The sequence below is a fragment of the Variovorax sp. Varisp41 genome, from assembly GCF_047325085.1.
Classification (GTDB): Bacteria; Pseudomonadota; Gammaproteobacteria; order Burkholderiales; family Burkholderiaceae_C; genus Variovorax.
In genome coordinates this window covers 3,098,547-3,115,449 of the sequence record NZ_CP168540.1, presented here as the reverse complement: position 1 = coordinate 3,115,449, position 16,903 = coordinate 3,098,547, and the positions used below count along the sequence as shown (strand labels likewise).

The window sequence follows — 16,903 nt, the reverse complement described above, 5'->3', positions numbered from 1 at the left end:
TCGGGCCGTTGTATCAGGGCGCGCAGCGCATCACGGGCTGCGTGGTGGCGGGCGGGTTCTGCGTGCCGCCGTCGCCGCCGCCGGGGTTGCCCGTGCCCGGCAGGCCGCCGAAGCCGCCGCCGCTGCCGCCACCGCAGGCGGCGAGGGTGCAGGCCAGGATCAGCGCCGGCAGCAGCCGCGCGCGCGAGAAGAAGAGATGCATGGGAAATCCTCGCAGGTGTGTTTTCTTGTGAAGAGGCGACGAGGAGCGCGCCGCCACTGCCCACGGTAGGAAGCGGCAATGACAGTCGAGTGAAGAACGCGGCCGAGGTGTAAGCGCGCGTTGCGCCTGCGCGCGCGATGAATACCAAAGCCGGACAGGCAGCGCGCGAAGGGCTCGCGCGTACCGTGTCCGGCCTGGTGGGAAGGCTGCGGAAGCCCTCAGCGATGCATGGGCCTCAGAGGTCGGCCATGCCCATCGCGGGATCGCTGACCGAGTGCTTGCCGGTCTCGACGCGGCCCGCGAAGCGGCGCGCGAAGGTCGGATCGGCATCGCAGCCCACGACGAAGTCGTACCAGGCGCCGCTCGACGAAAGATCCCAATGCAGCTCGGCCTTGGCGCCGGGCTGCACGGTCGCGGTCCACGGGCCGTCGTCGCGGTAGGCCTTGGCGCGCACCGTGAACTTCACAGCCTTCTTGCCGCCGTTGAGCAGCTCGAGGTAGACGTTGCCGTTGGCGATGTCGTAGCACACGCGGACTTCGGGGGCGGCCGCGTCGCTCGCGCGCAGGCTGCCGAGGTCGCCCTTGAAGTGGCGGTGGTAGCCGTTCGGGCCGAGCACCCACAGGTCGTAGAAACCGCTGTTGTCGCGGCCCGCCATCCAGGTGTCGTCGAGCGTCTTGCCGGCCTCGACCATGTAGCGGCGCGGCAGGCGCGCGAGGTTGAGCTTGTCGTAGACGTGGAACACGGCGGCCGCCTTGCCGGTGTTCGCGAACAGCAGCTGCACCGTGCCGTCGAGCGGTGCCGTGCGCGCGCTGGTGTGCAGCTCGTAGGGCAGGGCGCGCGAGGGCCGCGTGCCGGTGGTCTGCCGAGGCAGCTGCGGATCGAGCGGCAGCGGCACCTGCGACAGCGCCTCCTGGTTGCGCCGGATCTGGTCGACCTCCGCGCGGGTGGCGCGGCCGGTCAGCGTGGGCAGCGCTTCGCCGTTGGGGTTGGCGAAGTTGAAGGCGCTCGTGAGGTCGCCGCACACCGCGCGCCGGAAGGCGCTGATGTTGGGCTCCTGGACGCCGAAGCGGGTTTCGAGGAAGCGCAGCACCGAGGTGTGGTCGAAGGCCTGCGAGCTGACCCAGCCGCCGCGGCTCCACGGCGAGATCACGTACAGCGGCACGCGCGGGCCCGGGCCGTAGACGCGGCCGTCGGCCTTGGGCTGGCCGCCGCTGCCCAGCGGCGCGGCATGCGTGAAGTACTCGGGACCCATCGCCGAGTCCGACAGCGTGGTCTTGCCCGCGTAGCTGCCGTCGCCGTTGGGCGAAGGCGCCGAGGGCGAGGGCAGGTGGTCGAAGTAGCCGTCGTTCTCGTCGAAGTTGATCAGCAGCACGGTCTTGCTCCACACCTCGGGCACGGCGGTGAGCGCGTCCAGCACCTCCTGCAGGAACCAGGCGCCCTGGATCGGGCTCGAGGGACCGGGATGCTCGCAGTAGATCGACGGCGCGTTCATCCAGCAGACCTGCGGCAGCTTGCCTTCGCGGATGTCGCGCTTGAACGCGTCGAGGTAGTCCTCGGGCTTCGTGCCGGGCAGCGTGTTGGCCACGCCCTTGTAGAGCGGGCTCTTCGCGTCGTCGGTGGCGCGGTCATAGGCCTTGTAGGGCAGCGCCTGGCCGGTGTCGGCATAGGGCTTGTTGGGCTCGCCGCCGCTGGAGACCGGATATCCCGAGTCGATGTTGGCCTTGCGGAACTGCCGGAACGCGCCGAGCATGTTGTCGCCCCATTCGTCGGGCATGTTCTGGTAGCTGATCCAGCGCACGCCCGCATCTTCCAGGCGCTCCGCGTAGGTCTTCCAGGTGTAGCCCACGTTCAGCGAGCCGGGCTTGCCGTCGATCCAGTCCCATTCGTTGCGCACGAAGGCGGTGTTGGTCGCGGTCGGGCCGTTGGTGCCGGTCAGGTGGAAGGAGCGGTTGGCGTCGGTGCCGGTGTGCATCGCGCAGTGGTAGGCATCGCAGATCGTGAAGGCGTTGGCCAGCGCGAACTGGAACGGGATCTCCGTCGCCTTGTGATAGCCCATGGCCTTGCTGGTCTTGTAGCGCGCCCACTGGTACATGCGCCCGCCGTCCCAGGCGTTCTGGCTGTCGGCCCAGTCGTGCGGCGTGCCGCCGTCGCGCTGCGCATTGCCCTTCGAGCTGTCGAGGTGGTAGGGCAGGATGGCCTTGCCGCTGGCATCGCTCTGCTGCCAGACGTTCATGCCCTTGGGCAGCGGGATGGTGAAGCGGTCGCCGAAGCCACGCACGCCGGCGAGCGTGCCGAAGTAGTGGTCGAACGAACGGTTCTCCTGCATCAGGATGACGACGTGCTCGACGTCCTGGATGGTGCCGGTCTTGTTGTTGGCGGGAATGGCGAGGGCGCGGCGGATGCTCGGCGGAAAGGCCGAGAGCGCGAGCGCGGCGGCGCCGGTGGTGGCGCTGCCGGTGAGGAACTTGCGGCGTGCGTTGTCGGTCATGGTGCGTGCCTCCTTCACAGATCGCCCAGGCCCATGGCCGGATCGCTGACCGAATGCTTGCCGGTCTCCACGCGGCCCGCGAAGCGGCGCTGCCAGCTCGCATCGGCGTCGCAGCTCACGACGAAGTCGTACCAGGCGCCGCTCGACGAAAGATCCCAGTGCAGTTCGGCCTTGGCGCCGCCCGCGACGGTCGCGCTCCACGGACCGTCGTCGCGGTAGGCCTTGGCGCGCACCGTGAACTTCGCGGCGGCCTGGCCGGCATTGAGCATCTCGAGGTAGACGTTGCCGTTGGCGATGTCGTAGCACACGCGCACCTCGGGCACGGCGGTGCCGCCGGCGCGCAGCCGGCTCAGGTCGCCCTTGAAGTGGCGGTGGTAGCCGTTCGGGCCGAGCACCCAGAGGTCGTAGAAGCCGCTGTCGTCGCTGACCGCGTTCCAGGCGTCGTCGAGCGTCTTGCCCGGTTCCACCATGAAGCGGCGCGGCAGGCGGTCGAGGTGCAGCCGGTCGTAGACGTGGAACACGGCGGCGGCCTTGCCGGTGTTGGCGAAGATCAGCCGCACGCTGCCGCCGATCGCATCGCTGCGCGCGCTGGTGTGCAGCTCGTAGGGCAGCGCGCGCGAGGGCCGCGTGCCGGTGGCCTGGCGCGGCAGCTGCGGATCGAGCGGCAGCGGCACCTGGGCCAGCTTCTCCTGGTCGCTGCGCAGCCGGTCGGCCGCGCCGCGCGTGGTGCGGCCCGCGAGCGTGGGCAGCGTCTCGTTGTTCGGGTTCGCGAAGTTGAAGGCGCTCGTGAGGTCGCCGCACACCGCGCGCCGGAAGGCGCTGATGTTGGTCTCCTTCACGCCGAAGCGCGCCTCGATGAAGCGCAGCACCGAGGTGTGGTCGAAGGCCTGCGAGTTGACCCAGCCGCCGCGGCTCCATGGCGACACCACGTACATCGGCACGCGCACGCCGGGGCCGTAGACGCGGCCGTCGGGCGCGGGCTGGCCGGTGGTGCCCGGCGGCTTCGGATGGTTGAAGTACTCGGGCTTGAGCGCGTCGACCGGCAGCGTGGTCTTGCCCGCGGGCGTGCCGTCGGGGTTGATCGAGGGCGCGGCGGGCGAGGGGTAGTGGTCGAAGTAGCCGTCGTTCTCGTCGAAGTTGATGAGCAGCACGGTCTTGCTCCACACCTCGGGCACCGCGGTCAGCGCATCGAGCGTTTCCTGGATGTACCAGCCGCCCTGCACCGGGCTCGAGGGGCCGGGGTGCTCGGAGTAGGTGGCTGGCGCGACGATCCACGACACCTGCGGCAGCTTGCCGTTCCTGATGTCCTGGCGGAACTGCTCGAGGAAGCCGCCGTCGCCCATGGTGTTGGCGATGCCCTTGTAGAGCGGGTTGCGCGCGTCGTCGCTCGCCGGGTCGTAGACCGGCGAGGGGCCGTCGTTGCTGACCGGCTTGCCCGAGGCCTCGTTGGCCAGGCGGTACTGCTTGAAGCCCGCGAGCGGGTTGTCGCCGAAGTTCTCCGGCATGTTCTGGTAGACGATCCAGCTGACCTTGGCCTCCTGCAGGCGCTCGGGATAGGTCTTCCACTCGTAGCCCTTGGCCGAGCTGTCGATCGAGTCCCACTCGTTGTTGACCGTGGCCACGCCCGCGCCGGTCGGGCCATTGGTGCCGGTCCAGTGGAACATGCGGTTCGAGTTGGTGCCGGTGTGCATGCTGCAGTGGTACTCATCGCACAGCGTGAAGGCATTGGCGAGCGCGAACTGGTAGGGCAGTTCGGCTTCCTTGAAGTAGCCCATCGCCGCGTTGGTCTTGTAGCGCGCCCACTGGTAGGTGCGCCCGCCGTCCCAGGCGTTCTGGCCGTCGCTCCACGAGTGCGGCGTGCCGCTCACGCGCTGGGCGTTGCCCTTGGTGCTGTCGAGGTGGTAGGGCAGGATGGCCGTGCCGCTGGCATCGCTCTGCTGCCAGACGTTCATGCCCTTGGGCAGCGGAATCGTGAAGCGGTCGCCGAAGCCGCGCACGCCCATGAGCGTGCCGAAGTAGTGGTCGAAGGAGCGGTTCTCCTGCATCAGGATGACGATGTGCTCGACGTCCTGGATGGTGCCGGTCTTGTTGTTGGCGGGAATGGCGAGGGCGCGGCGGATGCTCGGCGGAAAGGCCGAGAGCGCGAGCGCGGCGGCGCCGGTGGTGGCGGTGCCGGTGAGGAATTTGCGGCGTGCGTTGTCTGTCATCGCGGGGTCGTCCTTGGCGTTCTTCCGGTTTGGAAAGCTCGAACGCTCAGGGCGCGCAGCGCTTCACGGGCTCGGTGGTGGCCGGCGGATTCGGCGTGCCGCCGCCGGGGTTGCCCGCGCCGGGCAGGCCGCCGAGGAAGCCGCCGCCGCCATCGCCGCCGCCGCAGGCGGACAGCAGGCAGGCCAGCAGCAGGGCGGGCGCGAAGCGAAGCAGGTGAAGGGGACGTGGGACTTGCATGGTGATCCTCTCTCTCGGGGTCGTTGTGTGTGGGGGAACGGAATGCGATGGCGCTCAGGGCTCGAGCGTGGACAGCGGCTGGCCCGACTTGAAGATGCTCGTGAGCTCGTCGGCCGCGAGCGCGCGGTTCCAGATCGCGAACTCGTTGAAGTCGAGCGGGCCGCGCGGCGAGCTGGTCCAGCGCTTGTAGTACTGGCCGGTGCCGTCCTCGTTGAGGCTCAGGCCGTTCTTCAGGCCGCCGAGCTGGGCCACGATGTCCGCGGTCATGTCGGCGCTGCCGGTCTGCAGCGCGCGCGCGGCGTCGAACAGGTAGCCGGTCATCTTGAGGTTGGCCTTGTCGATCACGACCGCCACGTAGGCCCACTGGCCGGCGCTCAGGCGGTAGCCGTTGCTGTCGGCGCGGCCGCCGCCCTTGCCGACGTTGAAGCGCAGTTCGCAGCCGTCGAACAGGCCGATCGCGAGGCCGGCGTTGCTGCCGCTGTCGTAGTTCTTGTTGGCGATCACCGAGGCGCCGTCGCCCGCGCCCACGCTGCAGCTCGCGTCGGTGCGCAGCCAGAAGCCGATGGTGTAGGCCGTGACCGAGGGCGCGGTCGCCACGTCGGCGGTCTGCACCAGGCGATAGCCGGCGGTGCCGTCGGCGGTCTTCACGCTGCTGTCCACGCGCAGGGCCTTGGCCTTGTACGGGGCCTTGAAGCCATCGTCCACGAGGCTGCCGCCGTCGGCGCCGGCGGCCCAGGGCGCGAGCGTGGAGGCGCTCTTGCGGTCGGCGGGCGGCAGCGCGTCGAGCGGGTAGTAGTTGACCAGGCCGTTGCGCAGCGTGGGCGCGAGCGTGGCGGGCTTCACGTAGGTGACGCGCGCCGGCAGCGCGAGGCTCGCATCGCCCGCGACCACGGTGTAGTCGAAGGCCAGGATGCCGTCGCTGGCCGCCTCCACGGGATCGTTGTAGGCGGTGGCACCGGCCGCGAGCGTGGCGACCAGCTTGCCGTCGCGCAGCACCTTCACCGGCACGTTCGCGTTGCCCGCGAGCGTCCACGAGAGATCGACGCTGGCCTTGTCGGCGCCGGTCGTCGCCACCAGGCCGCGCAGCGCGGTGGCGGCCTGCAGCGGCTGGCCGTTGAAGCGATAGGCCTCGGCCGCGGGCAGCGCGCCGAGGTGGCGCAGCACGGTCGGCGCGATGTCGGTCGCGGCGGCCAGCTTCGTCAGCGTGGCGACGTCGGCGGGCGCGGCCTCGCCGGTGGCGGGCAGCGCGGCCAGCGTCTTGTTGCTCGCGACGAAGATCGTCTTGGTCTGCGCGCTCTGCGTGCCGGTCGCGTTGCCGAAGGCATCGAGGCCGTTGGGCGTGGTGAGCACCACGAGCCAGTCTTCCTTCGCATCGTTGGCGCTGCGCCGCGCGATGCGCGCGAGCAACTGGCCGACCGCGGCGGCGGTGTCGGACACGGCGCGCTGGTAGGCCTCGCCGCGCGGGCCGGAGGGCGCCGCCGCGGCGGGCGCGCCGTACTGCGCCACCAGCAGGTCCCAGCCCTGGTCGATGAGCTGCGCGGTGCGTTCGGTCACGCAGGCGTCGGCGCCCGCGCAGTCGACAGCGGCATCGAGCGTGCCGCTCTCGTTCGCGAGCAGCGAGCGGTAGTTGGCGCCGGCCGTCACCGAGGCGGTGAGGTAGCCGGCGTCCTTCTTCAGCTTCGCGAGCGCGAACACCGAGGGCGCGAGCTTGGCGTCGATGCGCTGGTCGGCCGTGTCCCACTGCACCGAGTGGCGCTGCGCCCAGGTGCCGGTCACGAGCGTGGCCCAGCCGGGGCTCGCGGTGGTGCGCTGCTCGGTGAGCGCGCCATTGGCGCCGCCGGTCCAGGCCGGCGCGAGCTTCAGGCCCTGCAGCGCGGGCACCTTGTTCTGCGCCATCGCATCGCGCAGCGCGGCGTGGGTGAGGCCGTCGATCTGCACCACCAGGGCCTTGGGGCCGCTCTTGCCCTGGTTGGTGGTGGGCAGGTTGTCGTCGCCGTTGCCGCCGCCGGCGGGTGGTGTCGCGACCGGCGGGAAGACCACGCCGCCGCCGCCACCGCCGCCGCATGCGGCGAGCGCCATGGCCGCGGTCAGCGGCAGCAGCCAGCGGGTCGCGGCGCGTGATCGGAATGCGGGGAGCGCGTGAAGTTTCGGACGCATCGTGGAGCCCTGGAATGAGATGGAACGGAGTGCCGGTGACAGTCGGCCGGAGGCAAAAAAAAGTGCCCGGAGGGCACGTGTGCGGACGCCGCGAAGATTAGGGAGAACCCGTGACGCAGCAGTGAATCGCGCATGACAATGCGAAGGCATGCGCGTGACAGCGCATCGCCGGTTACTGCGAAAGAATGAAGCTGGAGGTGGCCGGCGGGTTCGGCCCCGCGCCCTGCGCGCCTAGCGCGAGCGCGGCTTCGCGGGCTTCGCCGCGCGTTGCTTCGATGGCGCCTTCGCGGCCTTCGCCGCTTCGCGCACGGGCTCGTTGCTGATCCCGCTCGAGACATGCCCCGCCGGCACATGCCGCGCCGCCGCATCGACATGCCCGGTCTGGTCGTCGAAGAAGAAGTCGGGCTCGAACTCGCGCAGGAACTCGCCCTTGGGCAGGCCGCCGAGGAACATGGCCTCGTCGACGCGGATGTTCCAGTTCATCAGCGTGCGGATGGCGCGTTCGTGCGCGGGCGCGCTGCGCGCCGTGACCAGCGCGGTGCGGATGCGCATCTGCGCATTGCCCGCCATCTGCAGCCGGTGCAGCGCGGCCAGCAGCGGCTTGAACGGGCCGCCGGGCAGCGGCAGGTCGACCTTGCTCGCCTCGTGCGCCTGGAAGGCATCGAGGCCCTCGGCCTGGAACACGCGCTCGGCCTCGTCGCTGAACAGCACGGCGTCGCCGTCGAAGGCGATGCGCACCTCGTTGGGCCAGGCATCGCTGGCCTTCACCGATTCGACCAGCACGCGCGCGGCCGGGAAGCCCGCGGCCAGCGCCTCGCGCACGTCCTGCGCGTTGACCGACAGGAACAGGTGGGCGCGCAGCGCGCGCAGGTAGCCGAAGGGCGGGCGGCCCTGCGTGAACACGCCGCGCTGCAGCTTGATGTCGGCCGCGGCGCTGGAGCGGAAGATGCGCATGCCCGAGACCGGGTCGTTGCGCGAGAGGATCACGACCTCGACGCGCTGCACGCCGTCGTCGTTGAAGCGCAGCAGCTTGCGGATCAGCGAGTAGGCGATGCCGGGCGCGGCCGGCACGTCGAGGCGCTCGAGCTGCAGCTTCATGTAGCCCGCGTCGTCGCCCGACTCGAAGATCTCGTTCTCTTCTTCGAGGTTGAACAGGGCGCGCGAGGAGATCGCGACCACGAGCTTGTCTTCGAGGGTGACGGGCATGGCGTGCGGTTGGACGGTCAGGAGTCGTCGCGGCCATCGTCGGCCGCATCGAACGAGAAGTAGAGCGTATCCGACCAGTGGCCCAGGCCGAGCTCGCGGATCGGCGCCTCGACCACCTGCTGCGCGGGCGGCAGCAGGCGTTGCCAGATGTTCTTCGGCCGCGGCGCGAGCGTGGCGAGCGTGCGCTCGATCTCGGCGTCGAGGTCGCCCAGGCCCTGGCGCAGCTTCTCGACCGCTTCGGCCACGGGCGCGTCGCCCATGCCCAGCACCTCGGCCGGCTCGAGCACGAACCATTCGTCGGGCCGCGTGCGTTCGTTCAGGAAGCGCAGCGCCTCCTCGCGCATCGGCGAGATCGCGGGATGCTCGATGCGCGCGAGGAAGGCGGCCGCGCGCGCGATGCCCGGGCCGCAACGCCCGGCCAGCGCGAGCGGCTCGGGCTCGTTCCAGATCGCCGAGCGGCAGGGCCGCGTCTCGCACGAGACCAGCAGCCGGAACAGCAGCGGCACCGCGTACGCATGCTCGGAGATGCCACGCAGCGTGGACGGGCTGGCCTGCGCATCGGGCAGGGCGGTGCTGGCATAGAGGTAGCTTCGATTCGCCATCGGCTTGCTCCTTGCCCGCGGCCGGACCGCGCGCGGGCGCTACTTCACGAACTGGTTGAGCTGGATGATCGGCAGCATCACGGCCAGCACGATCAGCATCACCACGCCGCCCATCGCCACGATCAGCAGCGGCTCGAGGATGGTGGCCAGGTGCATGGCACGGCGCTGCACTTCGGCGCCGAGCTGGTTGGAGGCGCGCTGCAGCATCAGCGGCAGCGTGCCGGTCTGCTCGCCGAGCCGCGCGAACATCGACACCAGGCCCGGAAAGCGTTTCTTCTGCGCCAGCGCCGAGGCCAGCGGCGCGCCCTCGCGCACCAGCACCAGCGCATCGAGCGCGTCGGCGCGCATGGCGCGGTTGCTCAGGGTCTCGGCGGCGGCCTGCAGCGCGCGCAGGATCGGCACGCCGGCGGTGGCCAGCATGGCGAGCGTGCTCGCGAAGCGCGCCGCGTTGTAGCCGCGCGCGAGCTTGCCCACCAGCGGCAGCTTGAGCCAGGCGGCGTCGAACTTGAGGCGGAAGGCCTCCTGCGCCAGCGCCAGCCGCGCGCCGATGGCGGCCAGCAGCACGGCGCCGAGCATCCACCAGCCGTAGTTGCGCACCGCGGCGCTGAGGCCCAGCATCACGGTGGTGAGGAAGGGCAGCGAGCGCTTGGTGCCCGCGAACACCTGCGCCACCTGCGGCACCACGTAGCTCACGAGGAAGATCACGATCACGATCGCCACCAGCGTGACGATGGCCGGGTAGAGCGCCGCGCCGACCAGCTTCTGCTGCAGCGCCTGGCGTTCCTCGAGATCGTCGGCCAGGCGGTCGAGCACCAGGCCGAGGTTGCCGCTCTGCTCGCCGGCGCCGATCACGGCGGTGTAGATCGGCGAGAACTCGCGCGAATGCGCCGACAGCGCGCGCGCGAATGGCGAGCCGGCGTTGACCTCCGCGCGCAGCGAGGCCACGAGGTTGCGTTGCTGTTCCGATTCGGCCTCGTCCGTGAGCGCCGTGAGCGCGCGCTCGAGCGGCAGGCCCGAGGAGACCAGGCCCGCGAGCTGGCGCGTCCAGACCGCGAGGCCGGTGGAATTGAAGACCCGCTTGCCGCCGCCGAGCCAGCGCGACAGGCCGCTCGCCTGGCCGGTGCCGTTGACGTGGTCGCTGCCGACCGGCTTGACCGACAGCGGGATCAGCGCCTGGGCGCGCAGCATGCTGCGCGCGCTGCGCGCGGTGTCGGCTTCGAGCACGCCTTCGCGCGACTGGCCGGCGGCATCGATGGCTTCGAAGGAATAGGCGGGCATGGCGGAACTCGCGCGCTAGTCGCGCGTGACGCGCAGGAGCTCGGCGCGCGAGGTGATGCCGGCCTGCACCAGCCGTTCGCCGTCCTCGCGCATCAGGCGCAGGCCGCCCTGCGCGCCGGCCTTGAGCAGCTCGCTCTCGGCCGCCTTGCTGTGGATCAGGCCCTGGATGGTCTCGTCGGCCACCAGCAGCTCGAAGATGCCGGTGCGGCCCTGGTAGCCGGTCTGGCCGCAGGCCTCGCAGCCGGCGCCGCCGCAGCTGGTGCAGACCTTGCGCACCAGCCGCTGCGCGAGCACGCCCAGCAGCGAGGAACTCAGCAGGAAGGGCTCGACGCCCATGTCGGTGAGACGCGTGACGGCGCTGACCGAGTCGTTGGTGTGCAGCGTGGCCAGCACCAGGTGGCCGGTGAGCGAGGCCTGGATCGCGATCTGCGCGGTCTCGAAGTCGCGGATTTCGCCGATCATGATCACGTCCGGGTCCTGCCGCAGGATGGCGCGCAGGGCCTTGGCGAAGGTGAGCTCGATCTTGGCGTTGATCTGGGTCTGGCCCACGCCCGGCAGCTCGTACTCGATCGGGTCTTCCACCGTCATGATGTTGCTGCGGCTCGCATCGAGCCGGGCCAGCGCGGCATACAGCGTGGTGGTCTTGCCCGAGCCGGTGGGGCCGGTCACGAGGATGATGCCGTGCGGCTGCGTGATCAGCTTCTCGAAGCGCTCCAGCGTGTCGCCCAGCATGCCCACCGATTCGAGCGTGAGCTTCGACTCGCTCTTGTCGAGCAGGCGCAGCACGGCGCGTTCGCCGTGCGCGCTCGGCAGCGTCGACACCCGCACGTCGACCGCGCGCGTGCCGATGCGCAGCGAGATGCGCCCGTCCTGCGGCAGCCGCTTCTCGGAGATGTCGAGGTCGGCCATGATCTTCAGGCGCGAGATCAGCGCGGCATGCAGCGCGCGGTTGGGCTGCACCACCTCGCGCAGCGTGCCGTCGATGCGAAAGCGCACCGACGACGTGCGCTCGTAGGGCTCGATGTGGATGTCGCTGGCGCCGTCGCGCGCGGCCTGCGTGAGCAGCGCGTTGAGCATGCGGATGATGGGCGCGTCGCCCGCGCTTTCCAGCAGGTCCTCGACCGCCGGCAGCTCCTGCATCATGCGCGAGAGGTCGGCGTCGCTCTGCACTTCGCTGACCACCGCGGCGGCGCTCGATTCGCCCTGGGCGTAGGCGGCGCTGATGCGCTGCGCGAGCGGGCCGTCGGCCAGCACCTCGAAGGCCTGCACGCCGTACTTGCGCGTGACCTCGCCGACGGCGCTGCGCGCGGGGTGGCTCGACATCCACAGCGTGTAACGGCCGTCGTCGGCTTCCTCGAGCAGCAGTTGCTGGCTGCGGGCGAAGGCGTAGGGCAGGGGATAGCGCATGGGGCGGGTCGGCGGGGCGTGGTCGGTGCGTGGTTCGAGCGGGGCGGGCGGCCTTCGGGCCTCAGGGCATTTCGCGTTGCGTGGCCGGGTCGGCGGTGGGCGGCAGGGCGCCGCGCAACGGGCTGGCCGGCAGCTTGCGGTTGTCGGGCGCGGGGATCGGCGGCGGGATCAGCTGCGTGCCTTCCTCGCGCAGGCTGCCCGAGGGAGCGCGCGGCGCGCGCGTCAGCGGCGTGTCGGGCAGGATCGGCGCGGCGTCGACCTTGTTGAGCATCGGGTTGCCGGTGTCGGGCTGGGCCTGGACCTGCAGGGCGCGGATCTGGTCGTAGCGGTCGAAGGCGAAGGCCTCGGTGGAGGCGGCGTCGCGCATCACGACCGGGCGCAGGAACATCATAAGGTTGTTCTTCTCGCGCGAGCGGGTCTCGTTCTTGAACAGGTTGCCCACGACCGGGATGTCGCCGGCCAGCGGCACCTTCTCGATCTTGTTGCCGTAGTTGTCGGACAGCAGGCCGCCCAGCATGACGAGGCCGCCGTCTTCCACCAGCACGCTCGATTCGAGCGAGCGCTTGTTGGTGGTGGGGCCGTTCGGGTCGGTCAGGCTGCCGGGCAGCACGGTCGAGATCTCCTGGAAGATGCTCATCTTCACGGTGCCGTTCTCGTTGATGGTCGGGCGCACGCGCAGCGTGAGGCCGACGTCCTTGCGTTCGACGGTGGTGAAGGGGTTGAGGCCGCCCGTGGTGGGGTTCGAGTAGGAGCCGGTCGGGAAGGGCACGTTCTGGCCGATCACGATCTTGGCCTCCTCGTTGTCCAGCGTCAGCAGGTTCGGCGTGGACAGCACGTTCGTGTCGTTGTCGCTGGCGAAGAAGTTGGCGATGGCGCCCAGCACGTAGTGGCCGCCGATCTTGCCGCCGATGCCGATGTTGAAGCCCTGCGGCAGCGAGATGCCCTGCGGGTTGCGCGTGGCGATCGCCGCCGTGAGCGCCAGCAGGTTGGTGCCGGTCAGGCTCGAGTTGGTGCCGAGCACCGCGTTGTTGCCGAGCGCGCTCTGCCATTGCACGCCGAACTGCGCGGCCTTGGTCGCGTTCACCTCGACCACCAGCGCCTCGATCATGACCTGGGCGCGGCGGCCGTCGAGCCTGTCGATCACGGCGCGCATCTGGCGGTACTGCGGCTCGGGCGCGGTGATGATCAGCGAGTTGGTCGACGGGTCGGCCTGGATCTGGCCGCCGGTCGAGGGCTGGTTGGCGTTGTTGAGCGGCGCGCTCGCCTGCGGCGAACTGCCGTTCTGCGAGTTGCTGTTGCCGAAGTTGACCGGCATGGCGGCCGACAGGTTGGGTTGCGACTGTGCCGCGGCCGCGCCGGCGCCGCCGGTCGCGCCGGGCTGGCCCTGGTTGTTGGTCTGCGCCGCCGCCATCGCCGCGCGCAGCGTGGCCGCGAGCCGTACCGCGTCGGCGTTCTTCAGGTAGACCACGTAGATGTTGCCGGCCGCGCCGTTGCTGCTGTCGATGGCGGGTCGGTCGAGCTTCTCGACCAGCGTGCGCACCAGCGCCGCGCGCGCCGGGTTGGCCGCGCGCAGGATCAGCGCGTTGCTGCGCGGATCGGCCATTAGCGTGGTGCGGAACGAGGCATCCGTGCCGCCCGGGGCCGCGGCCGCGCCGGGCTGGCCGGTGGCGCCGCCGCCGTCGACCAGGCGCTGGATCAGCGGCACGATGTCGGTGGCGATCGAGTGCTTGAGCGGGATCACGTCGATGTCGGAGGCGTTGGGCACGTCGAGCGCCGCGATGATGCGCGCGAGGCGGCGCATGTTCTCGGCGTAGTCGGTGATCACGAGCGAGTTGTTGCCCGGGTTCACGTTGATGGTGTTGTTCGGCGGGATCAGCGGCCGCAGCACCGGCAGCAGGTTGTTCGGCGACTCGTAGTTGAGGCGGAAGATCTGCGTGATGATCTGGTTGCCCGCCACCGCGGCGGTGCCGCCCGTGGTGGTGGTGACGGTGCTGGTCTGCAGCTTGGCGTCGGCCTCGGGCACGATCTTGTAGAGGCCGTCGGCCTCGACCACCGCGAAGCCCTGCAGCCGCAGCGCCGAGGCGAACTGGTTGAAGGCGGCCGAGGGCGGGATCGCGCGGTCGGTCACGAGGTTCATCGTGCCCTTCACGCGCGGATCGACCACCACGTCGCGTCCCGTGACCACCGCCATGGTGCGCGCCACGGCCTCGATGTCGGCGTTGGCGAAGTTCAGCGTGATCGGCTCGCCGCGGCGTGGCGCCTCGCCCTGCGCGAAGGCCGGCATCAGCGCGAGCGGCGCGGCCTGCAGGAAGGTGGCGGCGATCAGCAGCCGGACCGCATGCGCGACCAGGCCACGGGGGGCGCGGGGGAAGGAGCTCAGGGGCGTCGTCATGGTCAGGTCAACCCAGGGTGATGATCGAGCGCGCGTTGTCGCGCCGCCCGATGATGTTCAACAAGTTGGAGAGAGCGTCTTCGCTGCCCGGCGCGGCACTGGCCTCGCCGTTGAAGCGGAATGCGGTGCCGTTCCAGCTGCCGCTGCCGTTGAGCTCGAGGCTGCCCTGGCGCGTGCTCAGCAGCAGCGAGGGGCGGTTGCCGCCCTCGAGCGCGAGGCGGTAGCTGCCCATCGGCCGCAGGGTCGAGAGGCTGGAGGAAACGTCGGTGGCGTCGAGCGTGGCCTGGCCCGCGATGCGCAGCACCGGGCCGTCGGTGCGCAGCGAGAAGGCGCGCGTCGAGAGGTCGAGCGTGCCTTCGAGCTTGAGCGTGTTCCAGGGCGCGCCGAGGCCGCTGAGCATGGTGGCGGGCCAGCGCGAGCGGCCATCGCCCCAGTCGATCTGCACGCCGCCGGCGCGCGGGCCGGCGCGCAGTTCGAGCGGCTGGGCGGCGCAGCAGGGCAGGTCGAGCGAGGCCGACACGCCGCCCCAGCCCGGCCGCAGGCGCCAGTTGAGCGTGCCGGGCAGCGAGACGGCTTCGCCGCCGCCCGCGCCGCTCGCGAACACCACGGCCGCGGCGCCGTTCCAGACCGTGCCGCGCGGATTGACCAGCAGCAGCCGGCCCTCGCTCCAGCTCGAGAGGCCGGCCGCGAGCCAGCGCGCGGGCGCGAACAGCACCAGCGCGACCAGCGCGCCGACGACGATGCCGAGCACGGCCCAGCGCCAGCCGCGGCGCGGCTTGGGGGAAGACAGCGGGGCGCGCGTCAGCATGGACGGGGGCACCGGTGGAGGGGGCGGCTCATCGCGCGGCCGGCAGCGTCATGACGAGGGTGCCCTCCCAGCGGATCTGCGGCGGCTCGGGCGTCTTGTCGCGCGCGGCGGCCTGCGCCGGGCCGGTGGGCGGGGTCGGCGTGGCGGCGACGGCGCGCGTGAGATGCGCCTCGCGCGGCACCGCATGCGCATTGCCGCGCGCCTGCGCGAGCCATTGCGCGAGCGCGTCGGCGGCGGTGGGACGCAGCGTGACGGTGGCGACGTCGCCGGAGCCGCCGCCACCGGTCATCAGCTGGCCGCTGGCGCCGATGCCCTGGCGCACCGAGGTCTCGAGCGCGCGCAGCGCGTCGTCGCGCGCCAGCCGCGGTTGCGACTGCAGCGCCTTGGCGCGGTTCTGCAGGGTGGCCATCTGCTGCAGCTGCGCGTCGAGCTTCGCGTGCTCGGCCGGCGCGGCCCAGAGGGTGCGCAGCGCGGGCGCGAGCGCGATCCACCACAGCAGGGCCAGCGCCACCAGCGAGACGGCGGCGATCACCATGCGGCGCTCGCGCATCGCGAGGACGGCCCAGCGGGCCTTGAGTTCTTCGGTGAATTTCATCGGGTGGCCTCGGCCTGTACCAGCAGCAGATCGCCCTCGGTGCGCACGCCGTAGCCGCGCGGCGCCATCGCGGACGTGAGCTGCGAAACCTCGGAGGGCTGCAGCCCGAGGCCGCGCAGACGCAACTGGCCGGCCACGTAGTCGATGGCGCTCGGCACGCGGTCCGGCGGAAGATTGCCGGCGAGCGCGCCGAGCATGGGTTCGAAGTCGCCGCTGGTCACGTCGCCCACGGCGAGCTGCAGCGCGGCGACTTCGCGCTGCATCTGCACCGGCGCGTCGACCACCAGCTTGACGGCGGGGAAGGTCTGCGTGAGCACGCCCTTGACGGCTTCGCGTTTGGCCTCGAGCGCGCTGCGCTCCTTCCAGGCCCAGGCGTTGAGGCCGACGAGCTGCACCAGCACCAGCACCACCGCGCCCCAGCGCGCGGCGCGCCATTCGGGCGCGTAGCGCAGGGTCTGGACCACGGAGGCGAATTTCTTGCCGGCGCGCGCGCGGCCCGTGACCGCGAGGTCGAACTGCGCGAGCTCCCAGCGCGAGCGCGCGGCCTGCAGCCAGCGCTGCGGCGCCTGCACGATCGGCACGCGTTGCTCGAGCAGCCGTTCGGCCGCCGCGGCCACGGCCGGCTCGGCCGAGATCACGGCGGTGTCGGCCGGCAGGCCGGCCGAGAGTGCGAGGCCGGCGCCCGCGAGCGGCAGCGAGACCACGCCGTCGGCGTCGCAGACCGTGAGCTGCGGGGCTTCGGGCTCGCCGGTGATCAGCAACTGCGGCGGGCCGTCGGCCGGCTGCGGCGCGAACTCGGGAACGATGCGGGTGACGCGCCGGCCGCTGGCCTCGAGCGCCTGCACCACCGAGCGCAGCCAGATGCGGTTGCAGGCCGCGACCCACACCGGATCGCCGGCGCGCGCCTCGGGCTCGAGGGCGAAGTGCAGCGCCTCGGGGTCGTCGAGCAGGTGTTCCTCGAGCAGGCCGTCGAGCACGGCGCGCAGCTTGGAGGCGCTGCCCATGCTGCCCTTGGGCAGCGTGACGCGGTGCCACGAGAGCGCGGTCGACGGCACGCCGAGCGTGACCTCGCTGCCCGAGGGCAGCAGCGCGAGCAGTGCGCGGCCATGGTCGCGCAGCACGATGCCGTCGTCGCCGGCCTGGGCCCAGTCGTACTCGCCCGCGGCGTCGGCCGGAGGCAGGGGAGCGATGAGCAGCAGCGGGGTCATGGGGGTGTGGGGAAAAGCCGGTGATTGTAGGTGGGCGTCTTACAAAGGCGCACTACGTTTTTCATAGCGTACCTGACAGATGTGACGGGCGTTGGAAGGCTTTTATGCTCGGAAA

At 71.2% G+C, this 16,903-nt stretch carries 13 protein-coding genes; all 13 read right to left on the bottom strand.

The window, feature by feature from the left end; genetic code table 11:
• Positions 1-13: 13 nt before the first annotated feature.
• Complete coding sequence (locus ACEN9J_RS14490) at positions 14-202, bottom strand: hypothetical protein (protein WP_057593774.1); 189 nt, start codon at positions 200-202, stop codon at positions 14-16.
• Positions 203-437: 235 nt separating this feature from the next.
• Positions 438-2,690, bottom strand: coding sequence for a phosphocholine-specific phospholipase C (locus ACEN9J_RS14485; RefSeq protein WP_261217723.1), 2,253 nt, complete (start codon positions 2,688-2,690; stop codon positions 438-440).
• 14 nt (positions 2,691-2,704) lie between these two features.
• Positions 2,705-4,897 (bottom strand): phosphocholine-specific phospholipase C, encoded by a 2,193-nt coding sequence (locus ACEN9J_RS14480; RefSeq protein WP_057593773.1) that lies wholly within the window; start codon positions 4,895-4,897, stop codon positions 2,705-2,707.
• A 46-nt stretch (positions 4,898-4,943) separates the two neighbouring features.
• Positions 4,944-5,135 (bottom strand): hypothetical protein, encoded by a 192-nt coding sequence (locus tag ACEN9J_RS14475; RefSeq protein WP_057593772.1) that lies wholly within the window; start codon positions 5,133-5,135, stop codon positions 4,944-4,946.
• Positions 5,136-5,189: 54 nt separating this feature from the next.
• Positions 5,190-7,292 (bottom strand): LamG-like jellyroll fold domain-containing protein, encoded by a 2,103-nt coding sequence (locus tag ACEN9J_RS14470; RefSeq protein WP_413764415.1) that lies wholly within the window; start codon positions 7,290-7,292, stop codon positions 5,190-5,192.
• Between the two features lie 231 nt (positions 7,293-7,523).
• Positions 7,524-8,498, bottom strand: a complete 975-nt coding sequence (locus tag ACEN9J_RS14465; protein ID WP_413764414.1) for a 5'-nucleotidase — start codon at positions 8,496-8,498, stop codon at positions 7,524-7,526.
• 17 nt (positions 8,499-8,515) lie between these two features.
• Positions 8,516-9,100, bottom strand: coding sequence for a hypothetical protein (locus ACEN9J_RS14460; protein ID WP_296735323.1), 585 nt, complete (start codon positions 9,098-9,100; stop codon positions 8,516-8,518).
• A gap of 39 nt (positions 9,101-9,139) precedes the next feature.
• Entirely contained in the window at positions 9,140-10,378 is a 1,239-nt protein-coding gene (gspF, locus tag ACEN9J_RS14455) for a type II secretion system inner membrane protein GspF (protein ID WP_057593768.1), read from the bottom strand.
• Positions 10,379-10,393: 15 nt separating this feature from the next.
• Positions 10,394-11,785 (bottom strand): GspE/PulE family protein, encoded by a 1,392-nt coding sequence (locus tag ACEN9J_RS14450; RefSeq protein ID WP_057593767.1) that lies wholly within the window; start codon positions 11,783-11,785, stop codon positions 10,394-10,396.
• A 61-nt stretch (positions 11,786-11,846) separates the two neighbouring features.
• Entirely contained in the window at positions 11,847-14,177 is a 2,331-nt protein-coding gene (gene gspD / locus ACEN9J_RS14445; protein WP_413764413.1) for a type II secretion system secretin GspD, read from the bottom strand.
• A 7-nt stretch (positions 14,178-14,184) separates the two neighbouring features.
• Positions 14,185-14,985: a type II secretion system protein N gene (gene gspN, locus ACEN9J_RS14440; protein ID WP_057598074.1), complete on the bottom strand. Its 801-nt coding sequence runs from the start codon at positions 14,983-14,985 to the stop codon at positions 14,185-14,187.
• A gap of 28 nt (positions 14,986-15,013) precedes the next feature.
• Positions 15,014-15,580: a type II secretion system protein GspM gene (gene gspM, locus ACEN9J_RS14435; RefSeq protein ID WP_057598076.1), complete on the bottom strand. Its 567-nt coding sequence runs from the start codon at positions 15,578-15,580 to the stop codon at positions 15,014-15,016.
• Positions 15,577-16,788 (bottom strand): type II secretion system protein GspL, encoded by a 1,212-nt coding sequence (gene gspL, locus ACEN9J_RS14430; protein ID WP_413764412.1) that lies wholly within the window; start codon positions 16,786-16,788, stop codon positions 15,577-15,579. The genes gspM and gspL overlap by 4 nt, the downstream gene beginning before the upstream one ends.
• Positions 16,789-16,903: the final 115 nt, after the last annotated feature.